Genomic DNA, 24,396 nt, shown 5'->3' with positions numbered 1-24,396 from the left:
CGGGGCGGGTGTCGAGCGTGTTGTCGGCTTTCCCGGCGCGGCGGTTGGACGGGGCGGAGGCGGCTTCATTCACAGGACTTTCACAACGGATCGTGGGCGCGGTGCGTTTGTGGCTTGGCAGGCGGCGCTTTGGCGGGTGCGATGGGCGCCACATGATCGCCATCACCGAGGGCCAGCCGATGCCTGGATTCGCCGAACTGGTGCGTGATGCGTTCTCCAACAAGGGCACGCTGGCGAAGTCCCGTGACTTCGAGTTCCGGCCCCAGCAGCAGGAACTGGCCGTGGCGGTGGCGGAGGCACTGCTCAAGGCGGAGCCGCTGGTGGCGGAGGCCGGCACCGGCGTCGGGAAATCCCTCGCCTACCTGGTGCCTGCCGCGAAGTTCGCCCTGGAGACCGGCCGCAAGGCGGTCATTTCCACCCACACCATCAACCTTCAGGAGCAGTTGGTCCGGAAGGACATCCCGATCGTCCGCAAGCTGTTGGGGGAGGAATTGCCCGCCGTGCTTCTCAAGGGCCGCCAGAACTACCTCTGCCCGCTGCGCCTGAAGCGCGCCCGCGAGCAGGCGGCCGACCTTTTCACCAGCACCGAGAGCGACGAACTGGACCGCATCCACCAGTGGGCGGAGTCCACCCGCGATGGCACGCTCAGCGGCCTCGATTTCCAACCGACCATGAAGGTCTGGCTCCAAGTGTGCAGCGAGGCGCACCTGTGCACGGCCCGTTTCTGCGGTCCGCGCGGCGATTGCTTCTTCCAGGAGGCGCGCAAGGCCGCCGCGGATGCGAAGCTGGTGGTGGTGAACCACACCCTGTTCTTCGCACTGCTGAACAGCGGCGAGGAAATCGAGGACAAGGTGCCTGGCTTCCTGTTTCCCAACGACTTCGCGGTGCTCGACGAGGCCCACACCATCGAGCAGGTGGCGGCGGTCCAGCTCGGCCTGCGGTTGTCTCAGTCCGGCCTGCGCTTCGATCTCCAGCGGCTCCACCACCCGCGGACGCGGAAGGGGCTGCTGCGCACGTTCCGGAAGGCCTCCGCCCTTACGGCGGTCGAGGCGGCCATTGAGGCGGCCGATCACTTTTTCCATCACCTCGGCGACTCCGCCCGCTTCGGGGATTTCTCGAAGGAGTTCCGCGTCCGCCAGCCCGAGTTGGTGCCGAACTCCCTCGCCGAACCGCTGCGGAATCTCTGGCAGGAAATCGACGCCCTCGCCGCGGACGTGGAGAACGAATCCACCCGCTCCGAGCTTCAGGACGCTTCCCGCCGCCTCCGCGAAGCCCACGGCGCGGTGTCCGTGTTCCTCGATCAGGCGAACGAGGACAGCGTCTACTGGGTGGAGCGCAGCGGTCGCGACGAGACCCAATACTCCCTCCATGCCGCGCCGGTGAACGTCGCGGACAAGTTGCGCCCGCTGTTGTTCGAGAAAGGGAAAACCGCGGTCCTGGCCAGCGCCACCCTCGGGGTCGGCGATCCCCAGCTCGGCTGGTTCCGCGGCCGGGTGGGGGCCGAAAACGCCCGCGCGCTCAGCATCGGCAGCCCGTTCGATTTCCAACGCCAGATGCGGGTGAAGATCTACAAGTCGATCCCGGATCCCGGCACGCCGCGTTACGATCAGGCGCTCGCCGATGGTATCCGCGACGCGGTGGAGGCCAGCGAGGGACGGGCGTTCGTGCTCTTCACCAGCTACCGCACGATGCGGGACGCTGCGGCGAAGCTGGAGACGTTCTTCCGCCGGAAAGGCTGGCGCTTGCTCATCCAGGGCGAGGGGCTGCCGCGCCACCGGATGATCGAGGAATTCCGGAACGACGTGCACAGCGTTCTGTTTGGCACCGATAGCTTCTGGACCGGGGTGGACGTGCCGGGGGAATCGCTCTCCAACGTCGTGGTCACCCGCCTGCCCTTCGCCGTGCCGGATCACCCGCTCACGGCCTCGCGGCTGGAGGCGATCGAGGCCGCGGGTGGCAATCCGTTCATGGACTACTCGGTGCCCGAGGCGATCCTGAAGCTCCGCCAGGGCGTCGGCCGCCTGATCCGCACCGCGCGGGACAGCGGCTTGGTCTGCATCCTCGACAACCGCATCCTGACCAAGCGCTACGGTAAGATGTTCCTCAACGCCCTGCCGGACGCTCCGGTGGAGGTGGTGGGTTAGATCGAGGCCAGCGATTGGATACCATCCTTCAGCCGCGCCGCGCTCCATTGGCCGGGGGCGGTGGGGGTGGTGCCGAGGTAGCCGTAGTTCAGCACCGAGCCGAGCTGGGCGCAGAGCAGGCGGGACACCGGGGCCAGCGGGCCCATGCCCATCAGTGCCTTCGGCAGGCCGTGGTCGGCCTGTTGGAAGGTGGCGAGGGCGGTGATGTCCGCCGGGCCCTGGACCCGGGCGGCGGCCTTGAACACGGCGGCTCCGGCGGCGCGCGCGGTCTCCAGCCGGTCGGTGAGGTCCGGCGTGGTCGGGGTGCCTTCGAAATCGTGATAGGAAGCCACCAGCGGGATCTGCCGGTCCTTCAGGATTTCCAGAAAATCAGCGAGTTCAGCGAGGCTGGCGACCTCGATGTCGATGGCGGCGGCATCTGATAGGGCGGCTTCCAGCCAGGATCGGCGCAGGGCGGGGGGGCTGTCCATGGCCCCCCCCTCCTCGCGGCGGCGCGCGGTGAACAGAAGTGGCACGCCATTCAGGTGCTCCCAAAGTTGCCGATCGGGTTGCAGTCCTCCCGCGGCCAGCAGGTCGAGCCGGATCTCCGCCACGTCGCAGGCCGCGAGCACCGAGGCCGGGGTGCTTTCCCGCAGCGCGGAGGCGTCGCCGAAGCTGCCGACAGTCAGCGGGGTCCCGGTTTCGAGGCGGAGGCTGTTGGAAATCATGGCCGAGCGATGCACCGGCGGCGCTCCAACGTCAATCGTCGAGGGCGCTGGAAGCCCATTCCGTGTAAATACGAGGGCCGATTATTTGCCGTCTGAATGAGGTTTTATCTGGCCAACCCGAAAACGCATTCCCTAGTTTTTGGAGAAACCTGAAACACATGCGCACATCGCTCGGTAAAACCCTCTTTGTAGGCCTCGCCCTTGTTGGCGCGGCGATTTCCTCCGCCTCCGCCCAGGTGAAGGCGACGGTCGGCAAGATCACGTTCGACGCGCTGCCTTCCCCGCAGGTGAACTCGGGCAAGGAAAAGGCCTTCAAGCCGAAGGATTGGCTCGAAGCCGAAGCGGAAATGACCTTCGCCGGTGCCGGTGAAGCGAAGAAGGTCGGCTTCGTCGACCAGGTGACCGTGAAGTGGTACGTGGCGGTGAAGAATCCGGACGGCAAAGGCATGGTCAAGCTGAGCAAGGATATCACCCACATCAACGTGCCGCTCGACGAGGCGATCTACACCTCCGTGTATCTGTCCCCGACGATGCTGAAGCGTCTCACCGGCCACGACCGTGCCGGCAAGCAGGACGTCGAAGTGGTGGGCATGGAAGTGCTGGTCAACGGTGTGAAGGTGGGTGAAGCCACTTCCAAGATGAATCCGGGCTGGTGGACCGCGCCGAGCCTCTCCGACCAGAGCAGCAAGTTCCCGCTGCTCAACAAGAACGAGACCCCGTTCAAGATGCTCTGGTGGGACCGTTACGCGGAGATCGAGGAGAAGCGCTGATCGCTTTTTCCTGACCCTTCTTCAACCGGCCGGATCTCCCGGCCCCACCTACTCATCGTTTTTTATCATGGCTGACAACCAGACCACCGTCGCCCTCAACATCGGCTCCCAGAGGATCAGCGCCGCGATCTTCGAACCTTCGAAGAACGGCGGACTCATCCTCAAGAATTTCGATTCCGAATCCGTCCTCGCGGATCCAGGCAACGAGGCCATCCGTGCCTCCCAGACCCGCACCGCGATCGCCTCGCTCGTCCAGCGCCTGAAGCTCGGCAAGAGCAAGGTGCGCTACGCCATCTCCGGCCAGTCCGTCTTCACCCGCTTCGTCAAGCTGCCCCCGCTCCAGGAGGACAACATCGAGCAGCTTGTCACCTTCGAGGCCCAGCAGCACGTTCCCTTCCCGATCAACGAGGTCGTGTGGGACTACGAACTCCTCGAGAGCGCCGGTGAGAAGGAAGTGGTCATCGTCGCCATCAAGGGCGACGCGCTCGACGAGATCAATCGCACCGTCACCGACAGCGGCCTTTCGACCGCCGAGGTCGATGTCGCCCCGATGGCGCTCTACAACTCGTTCCGCGCCTCCTACGGCGATCTGGGCGAGCCGGTGCTGGTCATCGACATCGGCGCCAAGACCAGCAACCTCCTCTACATCGAGGGCGGCCGCTTCTTCACTCGCAGCATCGCCATCGGCGGCGTCGCGATCACTTCGGCGATCGCCAAGGAATACGGGGTCTCCTTCGCCGAGGCGGAGAATCAGAAGGTTTCCAATGGTCTCGTCGCCCTCGGTGGCGGTCACACCGAGCAACTCGATGAATCCGTGGCCGCGCTGGCCATGGCCATCCGCAACGCGCTGACCCGCCTGCCGGCCGAGATCGCCCGCACCACCAACTACTACCGCAGCCAGCACGGCGGCAATGCCCCGCGCCGCGTCTATCTCGCCGGTGGTGGTGCCAGCCTGCCTTACACCCGCGAGTTCTTCGAAGAGAAGCTTCACCTGCCGGTCGAGATCTTCAATCCGCTGGCGACCGTCGCCGTTTCCAAGGGCCTCGATACCGATCGCCTGCAGCGCGAAGCCCACCTGATGGGCGAGCTGGTCGGTCTCGGTCTCCGTGGCGTTGGCAAGGCCAAGATCAACATCGACCTCGTGCCGTCCGCCGTTGAGCAATCGCGCGCGGCGGAGCGCCGCAAGCCGTTCCTGATCGCCGCCGCGGCCATCGTGATCGCCGGTGCCGGGGCTTACGCCGGGTTCCAGTACATGGCCGCCACGAAGGCCAAGGACGAGGCCCGCACGATGAGCGACACCAAGAGCGAGATCGAACCGGTCCAGCGCCAGATCGAAGGCCTTCTCAAGAAGGAAGCCGGCCTGCGCAAGATCGCCGATGGCTACACCGACGCCGAGGCCGACCGAGCGTTCTGGAACGACGCGATCGGTGAACTCCGCGGTGCCCTCGCGAGCGATGCCGTGTGGGTTACCCAGTTGGTGCCGCTTGCAGGCTACAACCCGCTTCCGCCTCCGAACAAGGAAGGTGCGCCGAAGAACCTCGGTCTCGGCACCGAAGTGGTGAAGGCTGATTTCGCCAGCGCCGCCTACGGCACCTCCTCGCTGGTGGACATCAAGGTCGAGGCTCCGGCTGCCGGTTCCACTCGCGGCCGCGCCGCCACTCCGGTGGCCGCGCCCGCCGGTCCGAAGGCCAATGCCATCCGCATCCGCGGCCTCTGGCGCAAGAACGACCAGGAGCAGAACATCGTGTCCGCCCTAGTCAAACACCTGCGCGACAACTCCGCCCACTTCAAGTTCAAGGCCGTCGACGCGGCTGGCAAGGAAGTGGATCTCCGCGACGACCAGATTCTCAAGGTGACCGCGATCCCCGAGAAGGACGAGCTGGCGCTGCCCTTCGAACTCTACCTCCCGCTGTCCCGCGAGGTGTCCATCAAATAAACCCCTTCACACGTTTCCCATGAGTTGGATCAAGGAAAACCCTTTCGTCGCCGTGCTCGGCGGCGTCACCGTCGTTGGAGCGGGCGCCCTGTTGTTTCTGGGCACCCATTTCGCCGGCGACTATGAAAAAGCCCTCACCGCCTACAAGGACGACTCCGATGTCGTCGCCAAGGCCGAGAAGCTGAATGTCTACCCGACCAAGACGAACGCCCAGGCCAAGAGCAAGGCGATCGAAGATTACAAGTCCGAGATCGGCAAGCTGCAGGACGCCTACCGCGCGTTCCGCCCGGCCGAGGTGAAGAACATCGCCCCGCAGGAGTTCACGAACAACCTGAAGGCCTCCTCCGACAAGATCCGCGCGGCCTTCACGTCCGCCAACGCGACCCTGCCGGAATCCTTCTTCGTCGGCTTCGAGAACTACAAGAGCTCGCTCGCGCAGGAAGGCGCGACCGGAATCCTGGACTACGAGCTCGGCGCGTTCACCAACGTCTTTCTGGCCCTCGCCAAGGCGGGCCCGAAGGAGCTCAAGAACGTGCATCGCCCGCTCCTCGCCGAGGAAAGCGGCGGCGTCTTCACGGACAAGGAGGCCATCTACCGCCCGATGTCGCTGGAAGTGACCTTCCGCGGTGGCGAGAAGGCGTTCCGCGAGTTCGGTGCCGCCCTCGCCTCGTCCACGGATTACTACTATGTGATTCGTACCGTGCGCGTGGAGAACGACAAGCTCATCGGGCCGGTGCCGGGTGACGCGAAGTTCGAAACGGCGAAGGCCGCGGGCGCGGGTGGGGCTTCGGCCGATCCCTTCGCGGGCTTCTCGCTCGGCGGCGAAACCGCCGCCCCCGCCGGTGGCGACAAGGCCAAGCCGGCCGCCGCCGATTCCAGCAAGATCCTCCAGCAGGTGCTCGGGGATGAGGACGTGACCGTGTTCGTCCGTCTGGACGTGCTGCGGTTCCTCCCTGCCAAGGACACCTCGAAACTCTGAAAAACCCATTTCCCTGATCCATGTCCTGGATTTCCCAAAATTACGAAAAAGCCTCCATCGGCGCCGGCGTCGTGGTCGCGGCCGGTCTCGCCTTCCTCGGATGGTCCAAGGTGGGCGCCGTGAAGGATGACTTCAACGCCTCCACCAAGGGCGCCGGCAAGACCGGCACCGCCGTGGAGGGTGCGGAGAAGATCCCCGCCGCGATCAGCTCGCTCGGCCAGAAGCGCGCCTGGACGGCGGCCATCGTCGATGAGCGCCCGGTCGACCTCTTCGTGGGTCTGCCGCTGTTCATCAAGAAGGACGCGCCCGACAAGCTGATCGACTTGCTCAAGGATGCCCCGGTGCACGCCCCGATCCCGAACAAGTGGTGGATCGAGAACCGTCTTGATCCGGGCTTCGCCGACTCCCCGCAGCGGGATCCCGACAAGGACGGCTTCAGCAACGCCGAGGAATACGAGGCCAAGACCGATCCGAACAAGTCCGAGTCCCACCCGGATCTCGTCGCGAAGCTGAAATACGTCCGCGACGAGTCAGTCCAGTGGCTGCTCGATCCGGGCATGGAGATGGATGCCGGAGCCTTCAGCATCCGCTACTTCGACAACAAGGGCGGCCAGAACCGCGCCGGGGCGACCACCCCGGTGAAGGATGGCGACATGTTCTTCAGCAATGGCGTGATGGCCAACCGCTTCAAGCTTCTCAAGTCCGAGAAGGTGAAGGAGGAGAACCCCAGCACCCACTCGATGGAGGACAAGACCTACCTCACCTTCGAGGACCAGAAGTCCAACAAGAAGGGCGACACCTACCGCATTCCGAACAACATCCCGGAAGGCCGGAAGAAGGACTTCTACCACTACGATCGCACGGCCGTGCTCACGCTCGAGGCCATCGGCAAGAACGGCGAGGAGTTCAAGATCGAGGAGAAGACCAAGTTTGCCCTCCCGGCGGGTGGCGCGAAAAAGGAATACACCCTCAAGAAAGTCACCCCGGAAGGAATCGAGGTCGAGTACACGACTCCGTCCGGTGAAACCAAAACCGTCCCGATTCCGAAAGGATGAGTTCCGTGGAACACCCTGATTCTTTCGGAAAAAATCGCTTTCCAAACCCCGTGAACACCGGCAAGAAACGTCAGCCAACCATGCAAAAAACGCCATTGTATCGAAACAGCCGTACCGCCGTCGCCCTGATGGCTGTCGCCGCCGCCACGCCCGCCGTGGTTTCGGTGGCCCACGCGGGCGATGGATACGGCTCCGGCGGCCTCGCCCAGCGCGAGATGATCCGTCGCCAGGAAGCCGTCGCCGAAGGCGACCGCCTGCTCGCTGAAGGCCGCGAAGCCTACGCGAAGGGCGACTACCAGCAGGCAGTCGACAAGTACAAGAAAGCCCTCGACCGTCTTCCCGATGCGCCCGTGCTGGCTGACCGCAAGGATTCCTACACGAAGCACTACATCGATGGCAGCGTGGCCCTCTCCCAGTACTACGTGAAGGTCGGCAAGCGTGAGGAAGCCAAGCAGCTCCTCGCTGACGTCCAGAAGGCCGATCCCGAGAACCTCGACGCGAAGCGCGAGCTCGGCTATCTCAACGACCCGATCCGCACCAACCCGGCCCACACGTTCGAGCACACCCAGAACGTCGAGAAGGTCCGCAAGGGCCTCTACATGGGTGAAGGCAACTTCAACCTCGGCAAGTACGACGAAGCGAAGCGCGAGTTCGAAAACGTTCTCCGCATCGACCCGTACAACAGCGCCGCCCGCCGCTGGATGGAGCGCATCGCCAGCGCCAAGTCCGATTACTACCGCGCCGCCTACGACCACGCCCGCGCCGAACTGCTGATGCAGGTGGACCGCGCTTGGGAGCTCGCCGTTCCGGCGGAGACTCCGACCAATGTGAACGGGGGGGAGCAGACCACGCAGGCATCGGGCACCAGCTACATCATCACTAAGCTCCGCACCATCGTCGTGCCCTCGATCAATTTCGAGGACACCACCGTGGAAGAGGCGATCGAGTATCTCCGCCAGCGCTCCGTCGAGCTGGATCCGTCCGAACTGGATCCCACCAAGAAGGGCGTGAACTTCGTTGTCCGCCGCCCGAACAACGCGCCGGCCGCGACCGCTGCTCCGGCAGCCGGTGGTGAAGCCGTCCTCGGTGCCCCTGAGCCGGGTGCCCTGCGGATCAAGCAGCTCCGCTTGCGCAATGTGCCGCTCGCCGTGGCGCTCAAGTATATCTGCGACGCCACCCGCCTGCGCTACAAGGTTGACGAATACGCCGTCACTCTCGTGCCGCAGACCGAGACCGGCGAGGATCTCTTCACCCGCACCTTCAGCGTGCCGCCGGACTTCTCCGCCCAGCTCGATAGCGGTGGTGACTCCGGTGGCGGTGCGGCCGCTTCCGCCGACCCCTTCGCCGCGTCCTCGACCGGTGGCGGCAGCTCGGAAGCCAAGCTCACGGCCCGTCCGCCGATCTCCGAACTCCTCAAGCGTGCCGGTGTGGCCTTCCCGGAAGGCAGCTCCGCCACCGTCAGCGGCAGCACCCTGCTGGTGACCAATACCCCGACCGAACTCGACAAGATCGAGCAGCTCGTGGATACCTTCAAGGGCAAGGTCCCGAAGCAGGTGAAGATCACCACCAAGTTCGTCGAAATCTCCCAGGAGAACAACGACGAGCTGGGCTTCGACTGGGTCGTTTCCCCGTTCGGCATCGGCGCCGAGACCTTCCTCGGTGGCGGCACGGTGGGCAACGGCATGTCCCGCACCAACACCGACTTCATCAGCCCCGTGGATGGCACTGCCATCGGCGGCGTCCCGACGGCGTCCGGCACCAACGTGACCAACCTGGTCACCGGCGGCCTGCGCTCGGGTGATGGCGCCATCACCCGCAACAACATCGACTCGGTGCTGAACAACCCGAACCGCACCGCCCAGTCGGCGAACGCGGCCCCGGGCATCCTCGCCCTGACCGGTTTGTTCGACAACAACCAGGTGCAGATGATCATGCGCGGCCTTTCCCAGAAGAAGGGCACCGACCTGATGACCGCTCCGAGCGTGACGGCCCGTTCCGGCCAGAAGGCGACGATCGAAATCATCCGCGAATTCATCTATCCGACCGAGTATGAGCCCCCGGAACTTCCGAACAGCGTGGGCACCTCGAGTGTCAGCAACCCGCTTGGACCAGGCCTCGGCACTTCCAGCTCCGCGATCTTCCCGGTGACCCCGGCCACGCCGACCGCGTTCGAAACGCGTAACACCGGTGTGACCCTCGAAATCGAGCCGACCATCGGCGACAACGATTTCACCATCGACCTGCGCTTCGTGCCGGAAATCGTCGAGTTCGAAGGCTTCATCAACTACGGTAGCCCGATCCAGTCCCCGTCTTCGGATGCCCTTGGCAACCCGCGCACGGTGACCATCACGGAAAACCGCATTGAAATGCCGGTCTTCTCGAGCCGCCGCGTCAACACCGCGCTCACGATCTATGACGGCTACACCGTTGCCGTCGGCGGTCTGATGCGTGAGGACGTGCAGAACGTCGAGGACAAGGTGCCGATCCTCGGGGACATCCCGTACATCGGCCGCCTGTTCCAGTCGAAGGCGGAGAACCGGATCAAGAGCAACCTGATCATCTTCGTGACGGCCCAGATCATCGACGCCACGGGCCGCCCGGTCCGCGGTCCGGAGTCTGACAAGGCGAACACGACGCCGGTCTCGGCCGGTCTGCCGACCGCTCCGGGTGGTGATGTGCCAACTGGTGGCGTGCTGCCGCTGCCGGCCAGCGCCAACTGACCTGACTGCCGGTTATCGTTTACGGATGCGGGCGGGAGAGTGATCTCCCGCCCGCTTTTTTTGTGCCGGCGCTTCCGTGATCCGGGCTTGGCAGCGGAGACGGGCGGGTGAGACTGGGGCATGCGCACCTTTGCCCTCACCGGAGGGATCGCCACGGGGAAATCCACCTTCGGCCGCTTGATCGGAGAGTTGATCCCCGGCGCGGTCTTGTTCGATTGCGACGCTTGCGTCAGGCGCCTCCTGGCCGAATCGCCCCGGGTGGCGGTGGATGTCGCCCGCTTGTTCGGGGCGGCGGCGCTCCAGCCCGGGGGCGGCGTCGACCGTGGGTTCCTGCGGTCCCGGGTGTTTGGAGATGAGGGTGCCCGCCTCGCATTGGAGGGGGTGCTCCACCCCCGGGTGCGCGAGGAATGTCTTGCGTCGCGGGAGATGGCGGTTAAAGAGGGGCGGGTGCTTTTTGTCGCGGATGTTCCGCTGCTCTTCGAGAAGGGCTTTGATTTCGGTCAGGAACGTTCGCTGCTGGTTGCCACGACCCGTGCAACCCAGATCCGCCGGCTGAAAGCACGCGACGGTTTCGACGATTCGCTTGTGGAAGCCATCCTCGCGGCGCAATTGCCGCTCGAAGAAAAATTGCGCCGCGCGGACGTCGTCTTTTGGAACGAAGGTCCGCCGGAGGTGCTCCGGTCCCAGGTGCACCGTTTCTCCCTCTCCATCCATGATGATTCCGAATGATCCCGAGCCCGCCGCGGAAGCCGCGGGTGCCTCTGAAGCCGAATCCGCGGTGGCGGCCAGCGCGCCGGCCTTGCCGGCTTCGATCGACATCAATGTGTTCCGCCAGAAGTCGCTGGCGGACCTGCAGGCGATGGCGGATGTGATTCCAGCGCGGATTCAGCCCGGGCTCTCGAAGAGCCAGCTCGTGTTCGAGCTTCTTTGTTTCTACGGCCGCGAGGGCGTGGAACTGGTGGGTGAGGGCGTGCTGGAGCAGACCAAGGACAATTACGCGATGCTGCGTGATCCGGTGCGGAGCTTCCGTCCCGCCCAGGACGATCTTCATCTCCACGGCAACATGGTGCGGGAACTCGGACTGCGGGTCGGGCAGAAGGTCCGTGTGAAGGTCCGCGCGCCGCGCGAGCGGGACAAGTATCTCTCCGGCTACGAGGCGATCGCGGTGGAAGGGATTCCGGCGGCGGAATACCGTGCGCCGAAGGATTTCGAGAAACTCACCCCGCTGTTCCCGGATCGCCGGATTTTGTTGGAAGGGGAGGGGCCGGAGTTTTTGAGCGTCCGGGTGCTTGATCTCATTGCCCCGCTGGGCAAGGGGCAGCGCGGATTGATCGTTGCTCCTCCGCGTGGGGGCAAGACGATCTTGCTGAAGCAGATCGCGAAGGCGATTCGCAAGAACCATCCCGAGGCGGTGCTGGTGATCCTCCTGCTGGACGAGCGCCCGGAGGAAGTCACGGATTTCGAGGAGACGGTGGGAGCGGAAGTGTTTGCCTCCACCTTCGACGAGCCGGCCAAGCGCCATGCCCAGGTCGCCGATCTGGTCATCGAACGCGCGAAGCGGTTGGTCGAGTGTGGCAAGGACGTGATCCTGCTGCTGGACAGCCTCACCCGTCTGGCCCGCGGCCACAATTCCTCGATGCAGGGCGGTCCGATCGGTTCGGGAGGGATCAATCCGGTGGCGCTGCAGAAATCCCGCAAGTTTTTCGGCACCGCCCGCAATGTGGAGGAAGGGGGGAGTCTGACGATTCTTGCCACCGCCCTGGTGGAGACGGAGAGCCGCATGGACGATGTGATTTTCGAAGAATTCAAGGGCACCGGCAACATGGAGGTGAAGCTGGACCGCGAGCTCGCCGAGCGCCGCGTGTTCCCCGCGATCCATATTCCCCAGTCCGGAACCCGGAATGATGACCGCCTTTATCATCCGGAGGAGTTTGCCCGTGTGCTCGATATCCGCCGCCAGTTGGCACAACTTCCGGTGGGCGATGCGATCGAGACCCTGATGGCGAACCTTCGGGCCACCAAGAGCAACGCGGAATTGCTGCTCCGGGGCTTGCGCTGAGGCGAGTCATGCCAATCACCCACGGCCCGGCACGGCGAATCCGCTGTGCCGGGCCGTGCATTTTTCATCCGTGTGGTTTGTGGCTTGCCACCCACGACTCGGTTTCTAATCTCACTTCGAACAATGAAACCCCGTTTCTTAAAAATCCTAGTCCCGGCGGCGTTGGCCGGGCTCGCGGTTTCGGCACTGATCCTTCACCAAGGGCGCCAGAGCGCGTCCGGGCAGGGGGATGGAGCAGCCACCGCGAAAAAACCCCATGTCCTTTCACGGCACGAAGCGCGCGCTTCACGCGATGATGCCAGCCAGCCGGACGCGGTGCTCGCCCACATCCGGGCTGAGGACCGTCCCGCGCTGTGGGATGGTGTTGCGTGGACTGGTCAAAACCCGGCCGCCCTTCTCTCCAAGAAATTGGGGGACGAGGTGACCCTCGATATGGGCAATGGCACGGCGCTCAAGGGCAAGGTGATCGTCAAGAACGACGCGGGCGATGGTTCCCGCGTGGTCGGCGTCACCTTCAGCAAACCGGCCGCCACCCTCCATGTGCGAGTGGAGTCGAACGGGGCTTTGTTCGCGGACCTCATGCCGGAGGATTCCCTTTCCGCCTACCGCTGGTCCGGCACCGTGTCGGCTCCGGTGTTCGCCCGCCTTCCGAAGACCTCCGTGCTCTGCTCGTCCGTTGAGGACAAGGACCAGAAAGACGGTTCGCTCGTGCAGGGCATGCCGCTGGCTCCCGCCGCCGCGCCCGCAGGGGCCTCCAATGCGGTGGCCGCCGCCGATGTGGTGATCCCGAAGCTCAACAGCCGCAGCGGCGCGAAGGGGTGCATCTACCTCGACCTGGACGGCCAGACCACGACCGGCACCCGCTGGAACACCACCAGCGGCCGCACCACCATCGTGTCCCCGGCCACCCCGTTCTCCGCGGATGTGATCACCTCGATCTGGAAGATCGTTTCCGAGGATTTCGCCCCGTTCAGCATCAACGTCACCACCGATGAGTCGGTCTACAACACCTACGCGAAGAACCGCCGCAAGCGAGTGATCTTCACTCCCGACCAGTCGTGGCTCGGCGTGCTCGCGGGCGGCGTGGCCTTCCTCAACTCCTTCGGTGACGGTTCCGACGATCCCTGCTGGGTTTTCAACACCACGGAATATGCCGCTGCCCTGGCAGCCAGCCATGAGTGCGGCCACACCCTCGGCCTCGACCACGACGGTCTCGACGACGCGGAGTACTACGGTACCGGAAACGGCGTGTGGGGACCGATCATGGGTGCGCCCTATGGCAATCCGATCGTCCAGTTCTCCGACGGCGATTACCCCGGTGCGACCAATTTCGAAGACGACCTCACCATCATCGCCAGTGACCAGAACGGCGTCGGCTATGTCACCGACGACGTGGGTGACACCCCCGCGACGGCGAGCTCGTTCACCAAGAACTCGACCGGCGGGATCTCGGTGACGGGGTTGATCACCACCAACACCGACATCGACTACTACGTTTTCAGCACAACTGGCGGCAACTGCCAGTTCACCGTGAAGGATCCGGCCAGCAGCCCGAACCTGAACGTCCAGCTGACCCTGTATGATGCCAATGGCGTCGCGCTGACCACCAACAACCCGGCCGGCCTCCTCACCGGGGTGATCGGTCAATCGCTTGCCGCGGGCACCTATCGCCTGGCGGTGGAAGGCGGTGCCGAAGGTACCTACGATACCGGCGGCTACAGCAAATATGGCTCCTTGGGGCCCTACTCGATCGTGGGCGTGGTGCCGGGCCTCGGTGCCGGCGCGGCCTCCATCACCAGCCCGACGGTGGACGCGGTGAGCATCCGCGAAGGCCACGGTGTCTATCTCGCCGCGACCGCTCCCGGGCAGACGGCTACCTCCACCATCGGCTGGAGCCAGATCGCCGGTCCCACGGGCGGGGTGACCACCTTCTCGGCACCGACCGCGGTGACGACCCGTGCTTCGTTCAACGTGACGGGGATCTACACCCTGCAGTTCAAGATCACCACCAATGGTGTCGCCAGCATGGATACCGTGCGGGTGGCGGTGGAAGCCGAGGGCGGTCCCCGGAATTTCACCAACCTCGGCCCGGTTCTGACCCTGACTTCCCCGTCGGAAGTTTACAGCCTGAGCGCGAATGTTTCCGGTGGTGTCACCGACGACGGGGTTCCGACCTCCATCACGCCCTCCCTCCGCTGGGAGCTTGGATCGGGAGCCGCCAAGATTCTCAATCCTGGCAGCACGACCACCCCGGTGGAATTCCTCGCTCCGGGCATCACCAAGCTGGTGATCTCCGCGACCGACGGCCAGGTGAAGACCTTCCGCGAGGTGCCGATCAATGTGGCGGTCCGCAAGGTCAGCTCCGCGGTTGCCGGAACCGCGGCGAAGTTCGTGGTGCCCACCAGCGGCGCGCTCGGCAACACCTGGGTCGCTCCCGGATTCGATGATTCGGGCTGGAATGCCGGCCCGCTTGCACTCGGATACAACACCCGTTCGCTCTACAAGACCGACCTGCTGGGTGGCACGGACATCAAGAGCCTCCTCTACAACAAGGGAACCAATGTTTTCGTGCGCGTGCCGTTCAACGTCCGCGCGACCGATTACGTGACTGGAATGCGCCTGCGCATGAAGTATGACGATGCGTTCGTGCTCTACCTCAACGGCACTGAGGTGGTTCGCCGCAACGCGCCAGCCGGCATTCCGGTGTGGAATTCGGTGGCGACCAAGAAGCGCACCGCTTCGGAGATCGCCACCGTGCTGGACGTCGACCTGCTGCCTTACCAGAGCCTGCTGGTGGATGGAACCAACGTCATCGCCATCCAGGGGATCAACTCCCGGAAGAACGATGCCGACTTCCTGCTGGCTCCCCAGTTCGAACTCCAGCTTGCGGACACGCCGTATTATCGCCAGATCGTGGATAATCCGGCTCACCCGGTTGCACTGGCGCTGCTCGGGCCCACCGCGGACGCGGACAGCGACACCTTCAGCAATCTCGTCGAACATGCCCTTGGCTTGGATCCCTTCGTGGTCACTCCTGGCCCGGTCGGATTGGTCGCGGATGGGGCGGGTGCCGTGAAGCTTACCTTGCCGATCAATCCCCCCAACGACATCAAGTACGTCTTCGAGAGATCTTATGACGGCGTCCTGTGGACGCCGATTGCCTCGAAAACCGGCACGGGAGCGTGGGTCAGCGACACGGTCACGGTTTCCACCGTTAGCATCGCGTCTCCCCTCACGACGATCCGATTGGTGGAGCCCGGCGCGGCGACATCCACGATGTATCGCATGCGTTACGTGCTTCTCGGCCCTTCGCTCTAAATTGGGACAAGAGTTCTCGTTATTCATTGACAACTCAACCCCGGCCGGAGTTCTGGCCGGGGTTTTTTGTTTGTGTTATGATTCGATCACGAATCTTTGAGGTTGATTGATATTTCGTTTTTCAGGGCATGTTGGGTGGATTTGCGGCCGTGTCGGAGTCAAGTTAGAGTGCAATATGCTTCGGATTTACGAAGCAGCTGGCGATTTGCATGATGCCGGGGTGAGAATGGGTGGAAAATTCTCCGGATGCGCTGCCACGTTTGCTTGAAAACCAAGGTGACAGCGTGGGTGGCGAGTGGTTTGCGGGCGATAACGGAAAAGGGCGGAATCATGCAGCCTGCATCCCTGCCCAAGGCCGCGCAAAGCTTGTTAGCGCGGGATTTACGCAGCTTCGAATCTAAGACGCTTTTTTGCTTGTGGCTCCCTGCCCGATGGCTAGTTCTCTCCTCATGGTTTCCCGAAAAGCCCTTCGATTCGGTGCCTCAGCTGCCGCATTCCTGCTCCTGACAGGGATGGCGACGGCTCAGCACAATAACGCGCAGCTATTGCGCACCAACAGCGTTTCCATTTCGGCACCCTTCACTCCGTTTGGTAGCAATGTCACCTTCAACAAGTTCGGTGACGATGGTTCGAGCGCGGTTCTCGACGCATCCGGCGTGCTGATCTGGGTGGATTCCAGCGGTAACTACCGCGAGATCCCGAATTCCGAACTCGCCACCCCGTTGTGCGTCAGCAACGGCGAGCTGATCGTTTGGAAGAACCGCTTCGTCGACTACGATTTCTACCCGAACAAGCCCGCGATCGAGGTGAGTCTCTTCCGCGCGGATGCATCCGGGGCGCTGACGGAAACCCCCATCGACATGGGCGGCAAGGAAGTGATGGAAACGGCTTCCCTGACCACCACGACCTCGTCCCTGATGCTGGTGACCACCGAGCGCAGCGACAACGGCATCCAGGAAAACATTATCACCAACCCGAACAGCAACACGGTGGATGACATCATCATCCGTTCCTATCGTGTTTCGTTCTCCGGCGCCGCCCAGCGTCTGAGCCAGGTGACCCGCCAGATCACGGCGGACTCGGCCACCTTCGCCCGCACCCAGATCGGCCCGGTCATCACCCAGCTCGGTTGGGGCAGCGACGGCGCGATCCTGCTGCGCAATGTCACGACCGGTGGCGTTGAGTTCCTCTGGATGAACGGCGATGGCAAGTTTGTGAACGCCCCTGTCGCGGCGGCCAGCGAAGTGAGTTCGGTTGTCTATCTTTCGAACTTGCGCATGGTCTACTACTCGACCGGTGGCACCACGGGCTATTACGAGTTCAACCGCAACCCCGCCACGGGCAACCTCGTGACGAACACCCCGACTTTGGTGGCGGGTGTGACCGGTTCGCCGCTCAATTTCCCGAAGGTGACGCGCGTGGGTTACGACCAGTACTTCTACACCTTCGCGGTCGGCAATATCATCCGCACCTACAAGCTGACCGGTTCCTCGGGCGCGACCTTGGTTCGCAGCGCGACGATCGGTGCTGTGACGGGTCTGGACGCAGCCGAGGTCAAGGCAATCAATCCGGCTGATGGCGCTGCCATGCTGGTGCGTGGTGAAAACGTGATCTGGCTCAACTCCAACCCAGGGGTTAACTTCAACATCCTGCCGGCCGCTTCGAACCAGGCCGAGCCGATGTTCGTCAGCGACACCGAAGCCGTGGTGTGGAACAATGCTCACGCTCCGGTGGGTGTCGATGGCCAGCGTCCGCTGATCAGCGTGAAGCACTACGCCCGCGCTGGCGCGATCATTACTCCCACGGATGTGAAGCTCAAGGGGCTGCCGGCCACCCCGGTGGCCGGCGATGGTCCGGGCCGTGTCATTCTCGATACCCCGGATATCACGCTCAATCCCGATGGCGTGGGTTGGTTCTTCACCACCGCGGAGAAGACCAGCACCACCTCCGCCCTGTTCCGCACGTACCGCCTTTATGGTCCGGATACGGACGGTGACGGTCTCGACAACGTGGAGGAAGGCACGCTCGGTACCAATCCGGCTCTCGTGGATACGGATGGCGATGGCCTGAGTGACTACGAGGAAGTGCGCAATCGCCTCACCAATCCGTTGGTGGCTGACACCGATGGTGACGGCCTGAGCGATGGTGTCGAAGTGCTCAACGGCACCAATCCGCTCGACGTGACCGATCCGGTCACCAAGGACACGGATGGCGACGGGCTCACCGATTATCAGGAAATCTTCACCTACGGCACCAACAAGACCTTGGTGGATACCGATGGTGACGGCCTCACAGACTACGAGGAAATCTTCGTCTACAGCACCGATCCGCTGAATCCCGACACCGATGGTGACGGCGTGAGCGATGGCGTGGAAATCAAGGTCACCCACACCAATCCGACCGTTCCGTCCTTCGGCAACAGCGTCGTCGGTGCTGCCGTTACCTTCACCGATCCGGCTGTCAACGGTACCTACACCGGTCTCGTGTTCAACAACATCGGCACCCCCGTCGGAACCTTGACTGTCAAGGTCACGAACAAGGGGACCTACACGGCTTCCGAACAGGGCATCGGCCTGAAGGGGAGCTTCCGCGGCACCTTCGATGGCAGCAACGGTTTCGCGATCGGCGCGACCGGCACCCTTCCGCCGGGCTTCACCGACGTGCGCATGGAACTTGGTGTCGAGCCTTTCCCCGGCACCAACTACCAGATCCAAGGTCATTTCGATTCCCCGTCCGGCACGCATGTGTTCGAGCTGCGCCGTCCGGCGTCCGCTGGTGTTGTCGCCCCGGTGGCTGATAACTACACCTTCGGTGCTTCCGCCGCGGTGTTCACGGGCCCGACGGGCGACCTGATCGGCACCGGCACGGTGGCCACGAATGGCAAGGTGACGATGAAGGTCTACCTCCCGGACAACCAGACCGGCACCTTCTCTGGCACGCTCAATAACGGTGCTTTGGTTCCGCTCTTTGTCGGTGCGACCACCAACGCGCGCATCGCAGTGGCCGGTAACCTGGTGTTCCGTGACCTCCCCGGTGTCAGCGACTTCGACGGTGACCTCCGCATGATCCGCCTGCCGGGCATTGGCACGGACATCTACAACCCGGGTTACGATGAAACCCGCTCGGCGATCGGCAGCCGCTTCAGCAGCGCCGCCCTCATCGGCCTTGGTAGCATTCCGGCCTCCACGAGCAACGTCGTCGGCCTGTTCAACGGTGGTATCCTGACGGGGACCGAGGTGGTTGCCACCTGGACTTCGAACGGCCAGATCACCGCTCCGAAGAATGCGAACTTCGCCTTCAGCGGGAAGTATGACAAGCGTGCCGGTCTGGCCACGGCGACCTACACGGTCACCGACGTCAGCCTCGGTCTGAGCAATGCGAAGGCGCCGACGCGCAGCGTGCCGATCCAGAAGCAGGACCGCATCGCCGGTCACTACTACCTGTCCACGGGAGCGGGCCAGTTCTCGTTTGCCGAGAACGTTGCTGGCACCCCGCCGGCGGTCACGACGCTGTCCGACTACTTCGAGGCAGTGCCCGCTGCTGGTAAGACCTACGTCGTCGCGATCCAGACTCCCGCCGCGTGGGATGCCGAGGTGGTGGATGCCACCACCAACACCTGGGTGACCTTCGATGGTGTTTCCCTGGCCACGACCTCCGGAACCGGCAATGGAACCGTCACCATCTACGTGGCGGCGAACGCGACCGGCCTCAAGCGCGAGGCTTGGGTGCGAATCGGCGGTCAGTTGCACAAGATCTTCCAGGACTTCAAGTGATTCCTGGATCGCCCTAGGGCGATAATTCACGAAACGCCGGAGAAAGTTTTAATTTCTCCGGCGTTTCTTTTTGTACACATTGTTTCTGTTTTCCATGTCTCGCTCCCAAAGGATCCTCGTTGCAGCAGGGTGCTGCCTGTTGTTGGTCGCTGTTTTGTTCATCGTTTGGCAAAGAGGAGGGGAATCGGCACCCGTTCCTTTGAAGCCGATTGGCTCGTCCGGTCCGGCCTCCACGGTTCCGGGAGGGGCTCCGGCGGCCGGAGAACAGGCGAAGCGTGACGGGCGGGCGAGGTCGCCTCGCGACACGGCGAGCGCTGGCGAATTTACGCGTCTGGAGGCAATTTTGAGGGATACGACCCGTGACGATGCGGCGACAGCGGTCCGTTTACAGGACTTGGCCGCCAAGAAGGACATCTCATTGGAGGAGCGCATTGAGGCTCTATCCCACGCGGTGTTGTTGACTCCCGACGCTCAGGGCGAGGGATTGGTGGCGCTGGCTCGTGATCGGGCCCTGCCGCAGGAGCTGGCCGCCATCCTGCTCTCTGATTTTCATAACCGTCCCGATCCGGTTCGGCTTGCCGGGGCGGTGGCTCTGGCGAAAAATAACGATCCATCCACCCGTGAGGAAGCCATGGACTTGGTCCGTTTCCTGATCACCGGGAGTGAATCCGAAGGCAATGACGTGGAAATTCTGGAAAAAGCCGAAGCCAAGCTGCAAAACCCTACCCAGCGTGAGTAACGACGATCAAGAGAGCATCATTGCGGACGAAGGTGCGCTCGGGCGTTTGGTGAAGTCCGCGGCTCCCAGGTCGGGTTCGCTGGTTTGCGCGGTGGATACCGAGGCGGACAGCCTGCATCGCTACCGGGAATCGCTTTGCCTGATCCAGTTCGCGGTGGGAGACCGCTGCGTGCTGATCGATCCTCTTGCGATCCAGGACATGGGGGCATTGGCTGGCCTGCTTGCCGGTTCCTTGGTGTGGATGCACGGGGCGGATTACGATATGACGATGCTGCGGCGTCAGTTCGGCTCGTTGCCGGAGACGGTTTATGACACTCAGATCGGTGCCCGTTTGCTCGGAGCCCGGAAGTTCGGTCTCGCGGATCTGGTACTGCACTATTTCGGGATCGAGCTTTCGAAATCATCCCAGAAGGCGGACTGGGGCAAGCGTCCTTTGTCCCCGAAGATGGTGGAGTATGCGCTCAACGATGTGCGCTATCTGATGCCGATGGGTGAGAAGATCGTGTCCGAGCTGAAGGCGAAGGGCCGGTTTGAATGGTTTGACGAAAGCTGCGTGGCCGCGCGCAAGAAGGTGCTGGAGAGAGATGATTCCCGCGAAGAGGCTTGGCGCATCCAGGGCTCTGGGCGTCTCGACCGGCGCGGGTTGGCGTTCCTGAAGGCGATCTGGCAGTGGCGTGACACCGAGGCAGAAGCTTGGGATCGGCCCTCGTTCATGGTGGCCACCAACCGGGTGCTCGTGGACTGGAGCGTGGCCTTGGCCGATGGAGGGCAGATCACCCTGCCGCCGTATTTCCGTCCGGATCGCGTGCGGCGTTTCCGTGAAGCGATTGCCGCGGTGGAATCGTCGCCGGAATCCGAATACCCGGATCGTCCGCGCGGCCGCCGCCGTCGGCGTGATGCCGGGTTCGACCGGCGTTTGGATCTCCTGCTGAAGAAGCGGGATGATGTCTCCAAGGGGCTCGATATCGACGGTTCGTTGATCGCTCCACGAGCGTCCTTGGAAAGCATTGCGGCGGAGGAGTGCGATCCAGCGGAGCTGCTGCTGAATTGGCAGCGCGCGTGCCTCGGGTTGGAGGGATAAGGGATTGAACCATCCGCTTCCTTGAGCGGCGGCAGGGCTTTGTGATCAAGTGCGCAAAGCCATGCCGGATGTTCGAGACAGGGTACAGGCGGAAGGCGACGGGAAACTGGCTTTCGGTTGCCCGGCTTGCGGCGTGACGCTGTTGGTTGGGCGTGGTGACGCCAGCGTGGCTGGGACCTGTCCGGCCTGTGGAGGGTGGATTCAGGCGCCGGCGGGCGGGGGGAAGGCTATGGGAGGAGAGAGCTTGCCTGACACGAGAGGATTGGCGCGACCGCGCTCCCAGAGGCGGCAACCGAGTGGGATGGCAACGGGATTCCGGGGTGTTTCTCCGGAGGTGATCCGGGATTTGTCGCATGAACACCGGCAGGACATGAGGGGGTTTTACCGCTTTTTGCTGGCCTGCGGGGTGGTGCTTTCGGCCTGTTTGTTGCTGATCTGGTGGGTGCAGCGGAATTAGGTGTATAAATCATTGAAAATGAGGCTTTTTTCGGGGGTTTTCTAACGCCTTTTTTCTCGGAAATTCCTTGTTCAAGCGGCCGGGATTTCAGACCTTTTCCCAGCCCATGTCCGAGACGCCGATCGAACCTCCGAAGCCCGAAACCCAGGTCGCCAGCCAACAGCAGTACGACGCCGCCCAGATCGACAAGCTGGAGGGGCTTGAGGCCGTCCGGAAGCGACCGGGGATGTATATCGGCGACCCGGATGAACGTGGTTTGCACCACTGCGTGTTCGAGGTGCTGGACAACTCGATCGACGAGCATCTCGCAGGGTATTGCCAGCGGATCAAGGTGGCGATCCACGTGGATGGCTCGATCTCGGTGGCGGACAATGGCCGTGGCATTCCGGTGGACATCCATCCGAAGTTCGGCATTCCGGCGGTGGAGCTGGTGCTGACGAACCTGCACGCTGGCGGCAAGTTCGGCCAGGGGGCCTACAAGTATTCCGGTGGTTTGCACGGGGTGGGCGCGAAGTGCGTGAACGCGCTTTCCGACTGGTTCAAGGCGGAGGTGTTCCGCGGCGGCAAGGTGCACATGATTTCCTTCGAGCGCGGCAAGACGACGCAGCCGCTGCAGGTGGTGGGCGAGGTCGATCCGGGCCGCACCGGCACGACGATCACGTTCTTCCCGGACGCGACGATTTTCGTCGATACCATCGAGTTCAAGTTCGACCGCCTGGCGACGCGCCTGCGCGAACTGGCGTTCCTCAACCCCGGTCTGACGATCGATCTCGAGGACGAGCGTCCGGAGTCGGCGAGGAAGACGGCGTTCTACTACGCGAAGGGCATCGAGGAGTTCGTCCACCAGCTCGGAGAGAACAAGACGGTGATCCACGAGCCGGTGATCCTGACGGGCAAGCGCCAGGTGGAGATCGACTACGACGGGAAGAAGTCGAGCGACGATGTCTTCGCGGACGTGGTGTTCCAGTACAACGATTCCTACAACGACCAGATCCTGTGCTTCGCGAACTCGATTCCGAACGCGGATGGCGGCACGCACTTGACCGGCTTCCGCACGGCGCTGACGCGCGGCATCAACCAGTATGCGAAGGCGAACAAGATCCTGAAGGACAAGGACCCGTCGCTCTCCGGTGATGACGTCCGCGAAGGTCTGGTGTGCGTGATCTCGATCAAGATGCCGAACCCGCGTTTCAGCTCCCAGACGAAGGACAAGCTGGTGAACGCGGAGATCGAAGGGGTGATTTCCTCGATCGTCTACGAGGGGCTGATGCAGTTCTTCGAGGACAATCCGAACGTGGCGAAGCGGATCATCGAGAAGTCGGTGAACGCGGCGCGTGCCCGCGAGGCGGCGCGCAAGGCCCGCGAGACGGTGCGCAAGTCGGCGCTGTCCGGCGGCGGCCTGCCGGGCAAGCTGGCGGACTGCTCCGAGCGCGATCCGGCGAAGTCCGAGCTGTATATTGTCGAAGGTGACTCCGCGGGTGGCTCCGCCAAGCAGGGCCGCGACCGCCGCACGCAGGCGATCCTGCCGCTGCGAGGCAAGCTGATCAACGTGGAGAAGGCCCGCCTGCACCGCGCGCTGCAGAACAAGGAAATCCAGTCGATGATCACCGCGATCGGCGCGGGCATCGGCGATGGCGAGCAGGAGGGTTCGTTCCGCATCGACAAGGTGCGCTACCACAAGATCGTCATCATGACCGATGCCGACGTGGACGGCTCGCACATCCGCACGCTGCTGCTGACGTTCTTCTGCCGTCACATGCCGGAGCTGGTGAAGCGCGGCTACCTCTACATCGCGCAGCCGCCGCTGTATCTGGTTTCCCGCAAGAAGCGCCAGGAATACGTGCAGGACAACGAATCGCTGAACCGGATCCTGATCGACCTGGGCGCGGGCGACGTGACGCTGCGCACGGCGGACGCGAGCCGTTCCTTCGATGTGGAGGAGCTGAAATCGATTCTCGAGACGCTGTCCTCGCTGTCCCGCTACGTGGATTCGATCCGCGGCAATGGTGGCGACTTCCAGGCGTATCTCGATGCCCGCCATGGCGACGACCTGCCGACCTACATGGTCCGCGTGCGGGTGGGCAATGACGAGGCGGTGCACTATTTCACGGACGACTCCGCGCTGCGCGCGTTCTCCGCGGAGAACCCCGATCTGCGCCTGTTCGGCGAGATCGTGGAGGAGGGCGCCCACGTGGCCGGTCCGAGCCGCCGCGCGGTGCTGCACGAGCTCCACGAGTCCCATGCGATCGCGAAGCTGTTCTCGCGCCTGCGGGAGAAGGGCCTCGACACGAAGCAGTTCTTTTCGATGGACACGCCGTTGTTCGAACTGGTCGAAGGCGAGGGCGACAAGCAGGCGGTGACGCCGGTGTTCTCGGTGCAGGACATCCTCTACCGGGTGCTGGAAATCGGCCGCCGTGGCGTGCAGATCAAGCGATTCAAGGGTCTGGGTGAAATGAACGCCAAGGAGCTGTTCGAAACCACCATGGACCCCGGCAAGCGCCAGTTCCTGCGCGTCCGGTTGGACGAGGACAATGCCGTCGAGGCCGACCTCATGTTCGACCGTCTGATGGGCGATATCGTTGAACCCCGCAAACGCTACATCGAGGACAACGCTCTGAACGTCCGCAACCTCGACGTCTGATTCCGCCCCTTTTGTTT

The 24,396-nt window shown here is 63.4% G+C and carries 14 protein-coding genes; 13 read left to right on the top strand and 1 reads right to left on the bottom strand.

The window, feature by feature from the left end; all coding sequences use genetic code 11:
* The first annotated feature begins 152 nt into the window (after positions 1-152).
* Positions 153-2,144, top strand: coding sequence for an ATP-dependent DNA helicase (locus llg_RS01420; protein ID WP_338287731.1), 1,992 nt, complete (start codon positions 153-155; stop codon positions 2,142-2,144).
* Here llg_RS01420 and llg_RS01415 read toward each other — a convergent pair.
* Positions 2,141-2,851: a type I 3-dehydroquinate dehydratase gene (locus llg_RS01415; RefSeq protein ID WP_338287730.1), complete on the bottom strand. Its 711-nt coding sequence runs from the start codon at positions 2,849-2,851 to the stop codon at positions 2,141-2,143. The two genes, llg_RS01420 and llg_RS01415, sit on opposite strands and share 4 nt — an antisense overlap.
* A gap of 158 nt (positions 2,852-3,009) precedes the next feature.
* Here llg_RS01415 and llg_RS01410 point away from each other — a divergent pair, with 158 nt between their 5' ends.
* The 12 genes from llg_RS01410 (at position 3,010) to gyrB (ending at position 24,379) form a co-directional block, all read left to right on the top strand.
* Positions 3,010-3,621, top strand: a complete 612-nt coding sequence (locus llg_RS01410) for an Amuc_1102 family pilus-like protein (protein ID WP_338287729.1) — start codon at positions 3,010-3,012, stop codon at positions 3,619-3,621.
* A 67-nt stretch (positions 3,622-3,688) separates the two neighbouring features.
* Positions 3,689-5,557, top strand: a complete 1,869-nt coding sequence (locus tag llg_RS01405) for an Amuc_1101 family PilM-like pilus complex protein (RefSeq protein ID WP_338287727.1) — start codon at positions 3,689-3,691, stop codon at positions 5,555-5,557.
* A gap of 19 nt (positions 5,558-5,576) precedes the next feature.
* On the top strand, positions 5,577-6,536 hold the full coding sequence (locus llg_RS01400) for an Amuc_1100 family pilus-like protein (RefSeq protein WP_338287726.1): 960 nt from the start codon (positions 5,577-5,579) through the stop codon (positions 6,534-6,536).
* Between the two features lie 20 nt (positions 6,537-6,556).
* A complete protein-coding gene (locus llg_RS01395) occupies positions 6,557-7,591 on the top strand; it encodes an Amuc_1099 family pilus-like system protein (protein WP_338287725.1) in 1,035 nt (344 codons plus the stop codon).
* Positions 7,592-7,671: 80 nt separating this feature from the next.
* Positions 7,672-10,311 (top strand): Amuc_1098 family type IV pilus outer membrane protein, encoded by a 2,640-nt coding sequence (locus llg_RS01390; protein WP_338287724.1) that lies wholly within the window; start codon positions 7,672-7,674, stop codon positions 10,309-10,311.
* 120 nt (positions 10,312-10,431) lie between these two features.
* Positions 10,432-11,040: a dephospho-CoA kinase gene (gene coaE, locus llg_RS01385; RefSeq protein ID WP_338287723.1), complete on the top strand. Its 609-nt coding sequence runs from the start codon at positions 10,432-10,434 to the stop codon at positions 11,038-11,040.
* A complete protein-coding gene (gene rho / locus llg_RS01380; protein ID WP_338287722.1) occupies positions 11,024-12,370 on the top strand; it encodes a transcription termination factor Rho in 1,347 nt (448 codons plus the stop codon). Before coaE ends, rho begins: the two co-directional genes overlap by 17 nt.
* A 123-nt stretch (positions 12,371-12,493) precedes the next feature.
* A complete protein-coding gene (locus llg_RS01375; protein WP_338287721.1) occupies positions 12,494-15,688 on the top strand; it encodes a hypothetical protein in 3,195 nt (1,064 codons plus the stop codon).
* A 512-nt stretch (positions 15,689-16,200) separates the two neighbouring features.
* Positions 16,201-19,461 carry a hypothetical protein gene (locus tag llg_RS01370; RefSeq protein ID WP_338287719.1) on the top strand — a complete coding sequence of 1,087 codons (3,261 nt, stop codon included), beginning with the start codon at positions 16,201-16,203 and terminating at the stop codon, positions 19,459-19,461.
* Between the two features lie 394 nt (positions 19,462-19,855).
* A complete protein-coding gene (locus llg_RS01365) occupies positions 19,856-20,200 on the top strand; it encodes a hypothetical protein (RefSeq protein WP_338287718.1) in 345 nt (114 codons plus the stop codon).
* Entirely contained in the window at positions 20,193-21,281 is a 1,089-nt protein-coding gene (locus tag llg_RS01360) for a hypothetical protein (protein ID WP_338287717.1), read from the top strand. Before llg_RS01365 ends, llg_RS01360 begins: the two co-directional genes overlap by 8 nt.
* 563 nt (positions 21,282-21,844) lie before the next feature.
* Positions 21,845-24,379 carry a DNA topoisomerase (ATP-hydrolyzing) subunit B gene (gene gyrB, locus llg_RS01355; protein ID WP_338287716.1) on the top strand — a complete coding sequence of 845 codons (2,535 nt, stop codon included), beginning with the start codon at positions 21,845-21,847 and terminating at the stop codon, positions 24,377-24,379.
* Positions 24,380-24,396 lie beyond the last annotated feature (17 nt).

This window comes from Luteolibacter sp. LG18 (genome assembly GCF_036322585.1).
GTDB lineage: Bacteria > Verrucomicrobiota > Verrucomicrobiia > Verrucomicrobiales > Akkermansiaceae > Luteolibacter.
The sequence above is the reverse complement of the archived record's forward strand: the minus strand, read 5'-3'. Positions and strand labels throughout refer to the sequence as shown.

Bases quoted from the DNA above. Each gene is read 5' to 3' on its own strand.
- llg_RS01375 (WP_338287721.1), top strand. From the start codon at position 12,494: ATGAAACCCCGTTTCTTAAAAATCCTAGTCCCGGCGGCGTTGGCCGGG.
- llg_RS01370 (WP_338287719.1), top strand. From the start codon at position 16,201: ATGGCGACGGCTCAGCACAATAACGCGCAGCTATTGCGCACCAACAGC.
- llg_RS01400 (WP_338287726.1), top strand. From the start codon at position 5,577: ATGAGTTGGATCAAGGAAAACCCTTTCGTCGCCGTGCTCGGCGGCGTC.
- coaE (WP_338287723.1), top strand. From the start codon at position 10,432: ATGCGCACCTTTGCCCTCACCGGAGGGATCGCCACGGGGAAATCCACC.
- llg_RS01420 (WP_338287731.1), top strand. From the start codon at position 153: ATGATCGCCATCACCGAGGGCCAGCCGATGCCTGGATTCGCCGAACTG.
- rho (WP_338287722.1), top strand. From the start codon at position 11,024: ATGATGATTCCGAATGATCCCGAGCCCGCCGCGGAAGCCGCGGGTGCC.
- llg_RS01415 (WP_338287730.1), bottom strand. From the start codon at position 2,851: ATGATTTCCAACAGCCTCCGCCTCGAAACCGGGACCCCGCTGACTGTC.
- gyrB (WP_338287716.1), top strand. From the start codon at position 21,845: ATGTCCGAGACGCCGATCGAACCTCCGAAGCCCGAAACCCAGGTCGCC.
- llg_RS01405 (WP_338287727.1), top strand. From the start codon at position 3,689: ATGGCTGACAACCAGACCACCGTCGCCCTCAACATCGGCTCCCAGAGG.
- llg_RS01390 (WP_338287724.1), top strand. From the start codon at position 7,672: ATGCAAAAAACGCCATTGTATCGAAACAGCCGTACCGCCGTCGCCCTG.
- llg_RS01410 (WP_338287729.1), top strand. From the start codon at position 3,010: ATGCGCACATCGCTCGGTAAAACCCTCTTTGTAGGCCTCGCCCTTGTT.
- llg_RS01395 (WP_338287725.1), top strand. From the start codon at position 6,557: ATGTCCTGGATTTCCCAAAATTACGAAAAAGCCTCCATCGGCGCCGGC.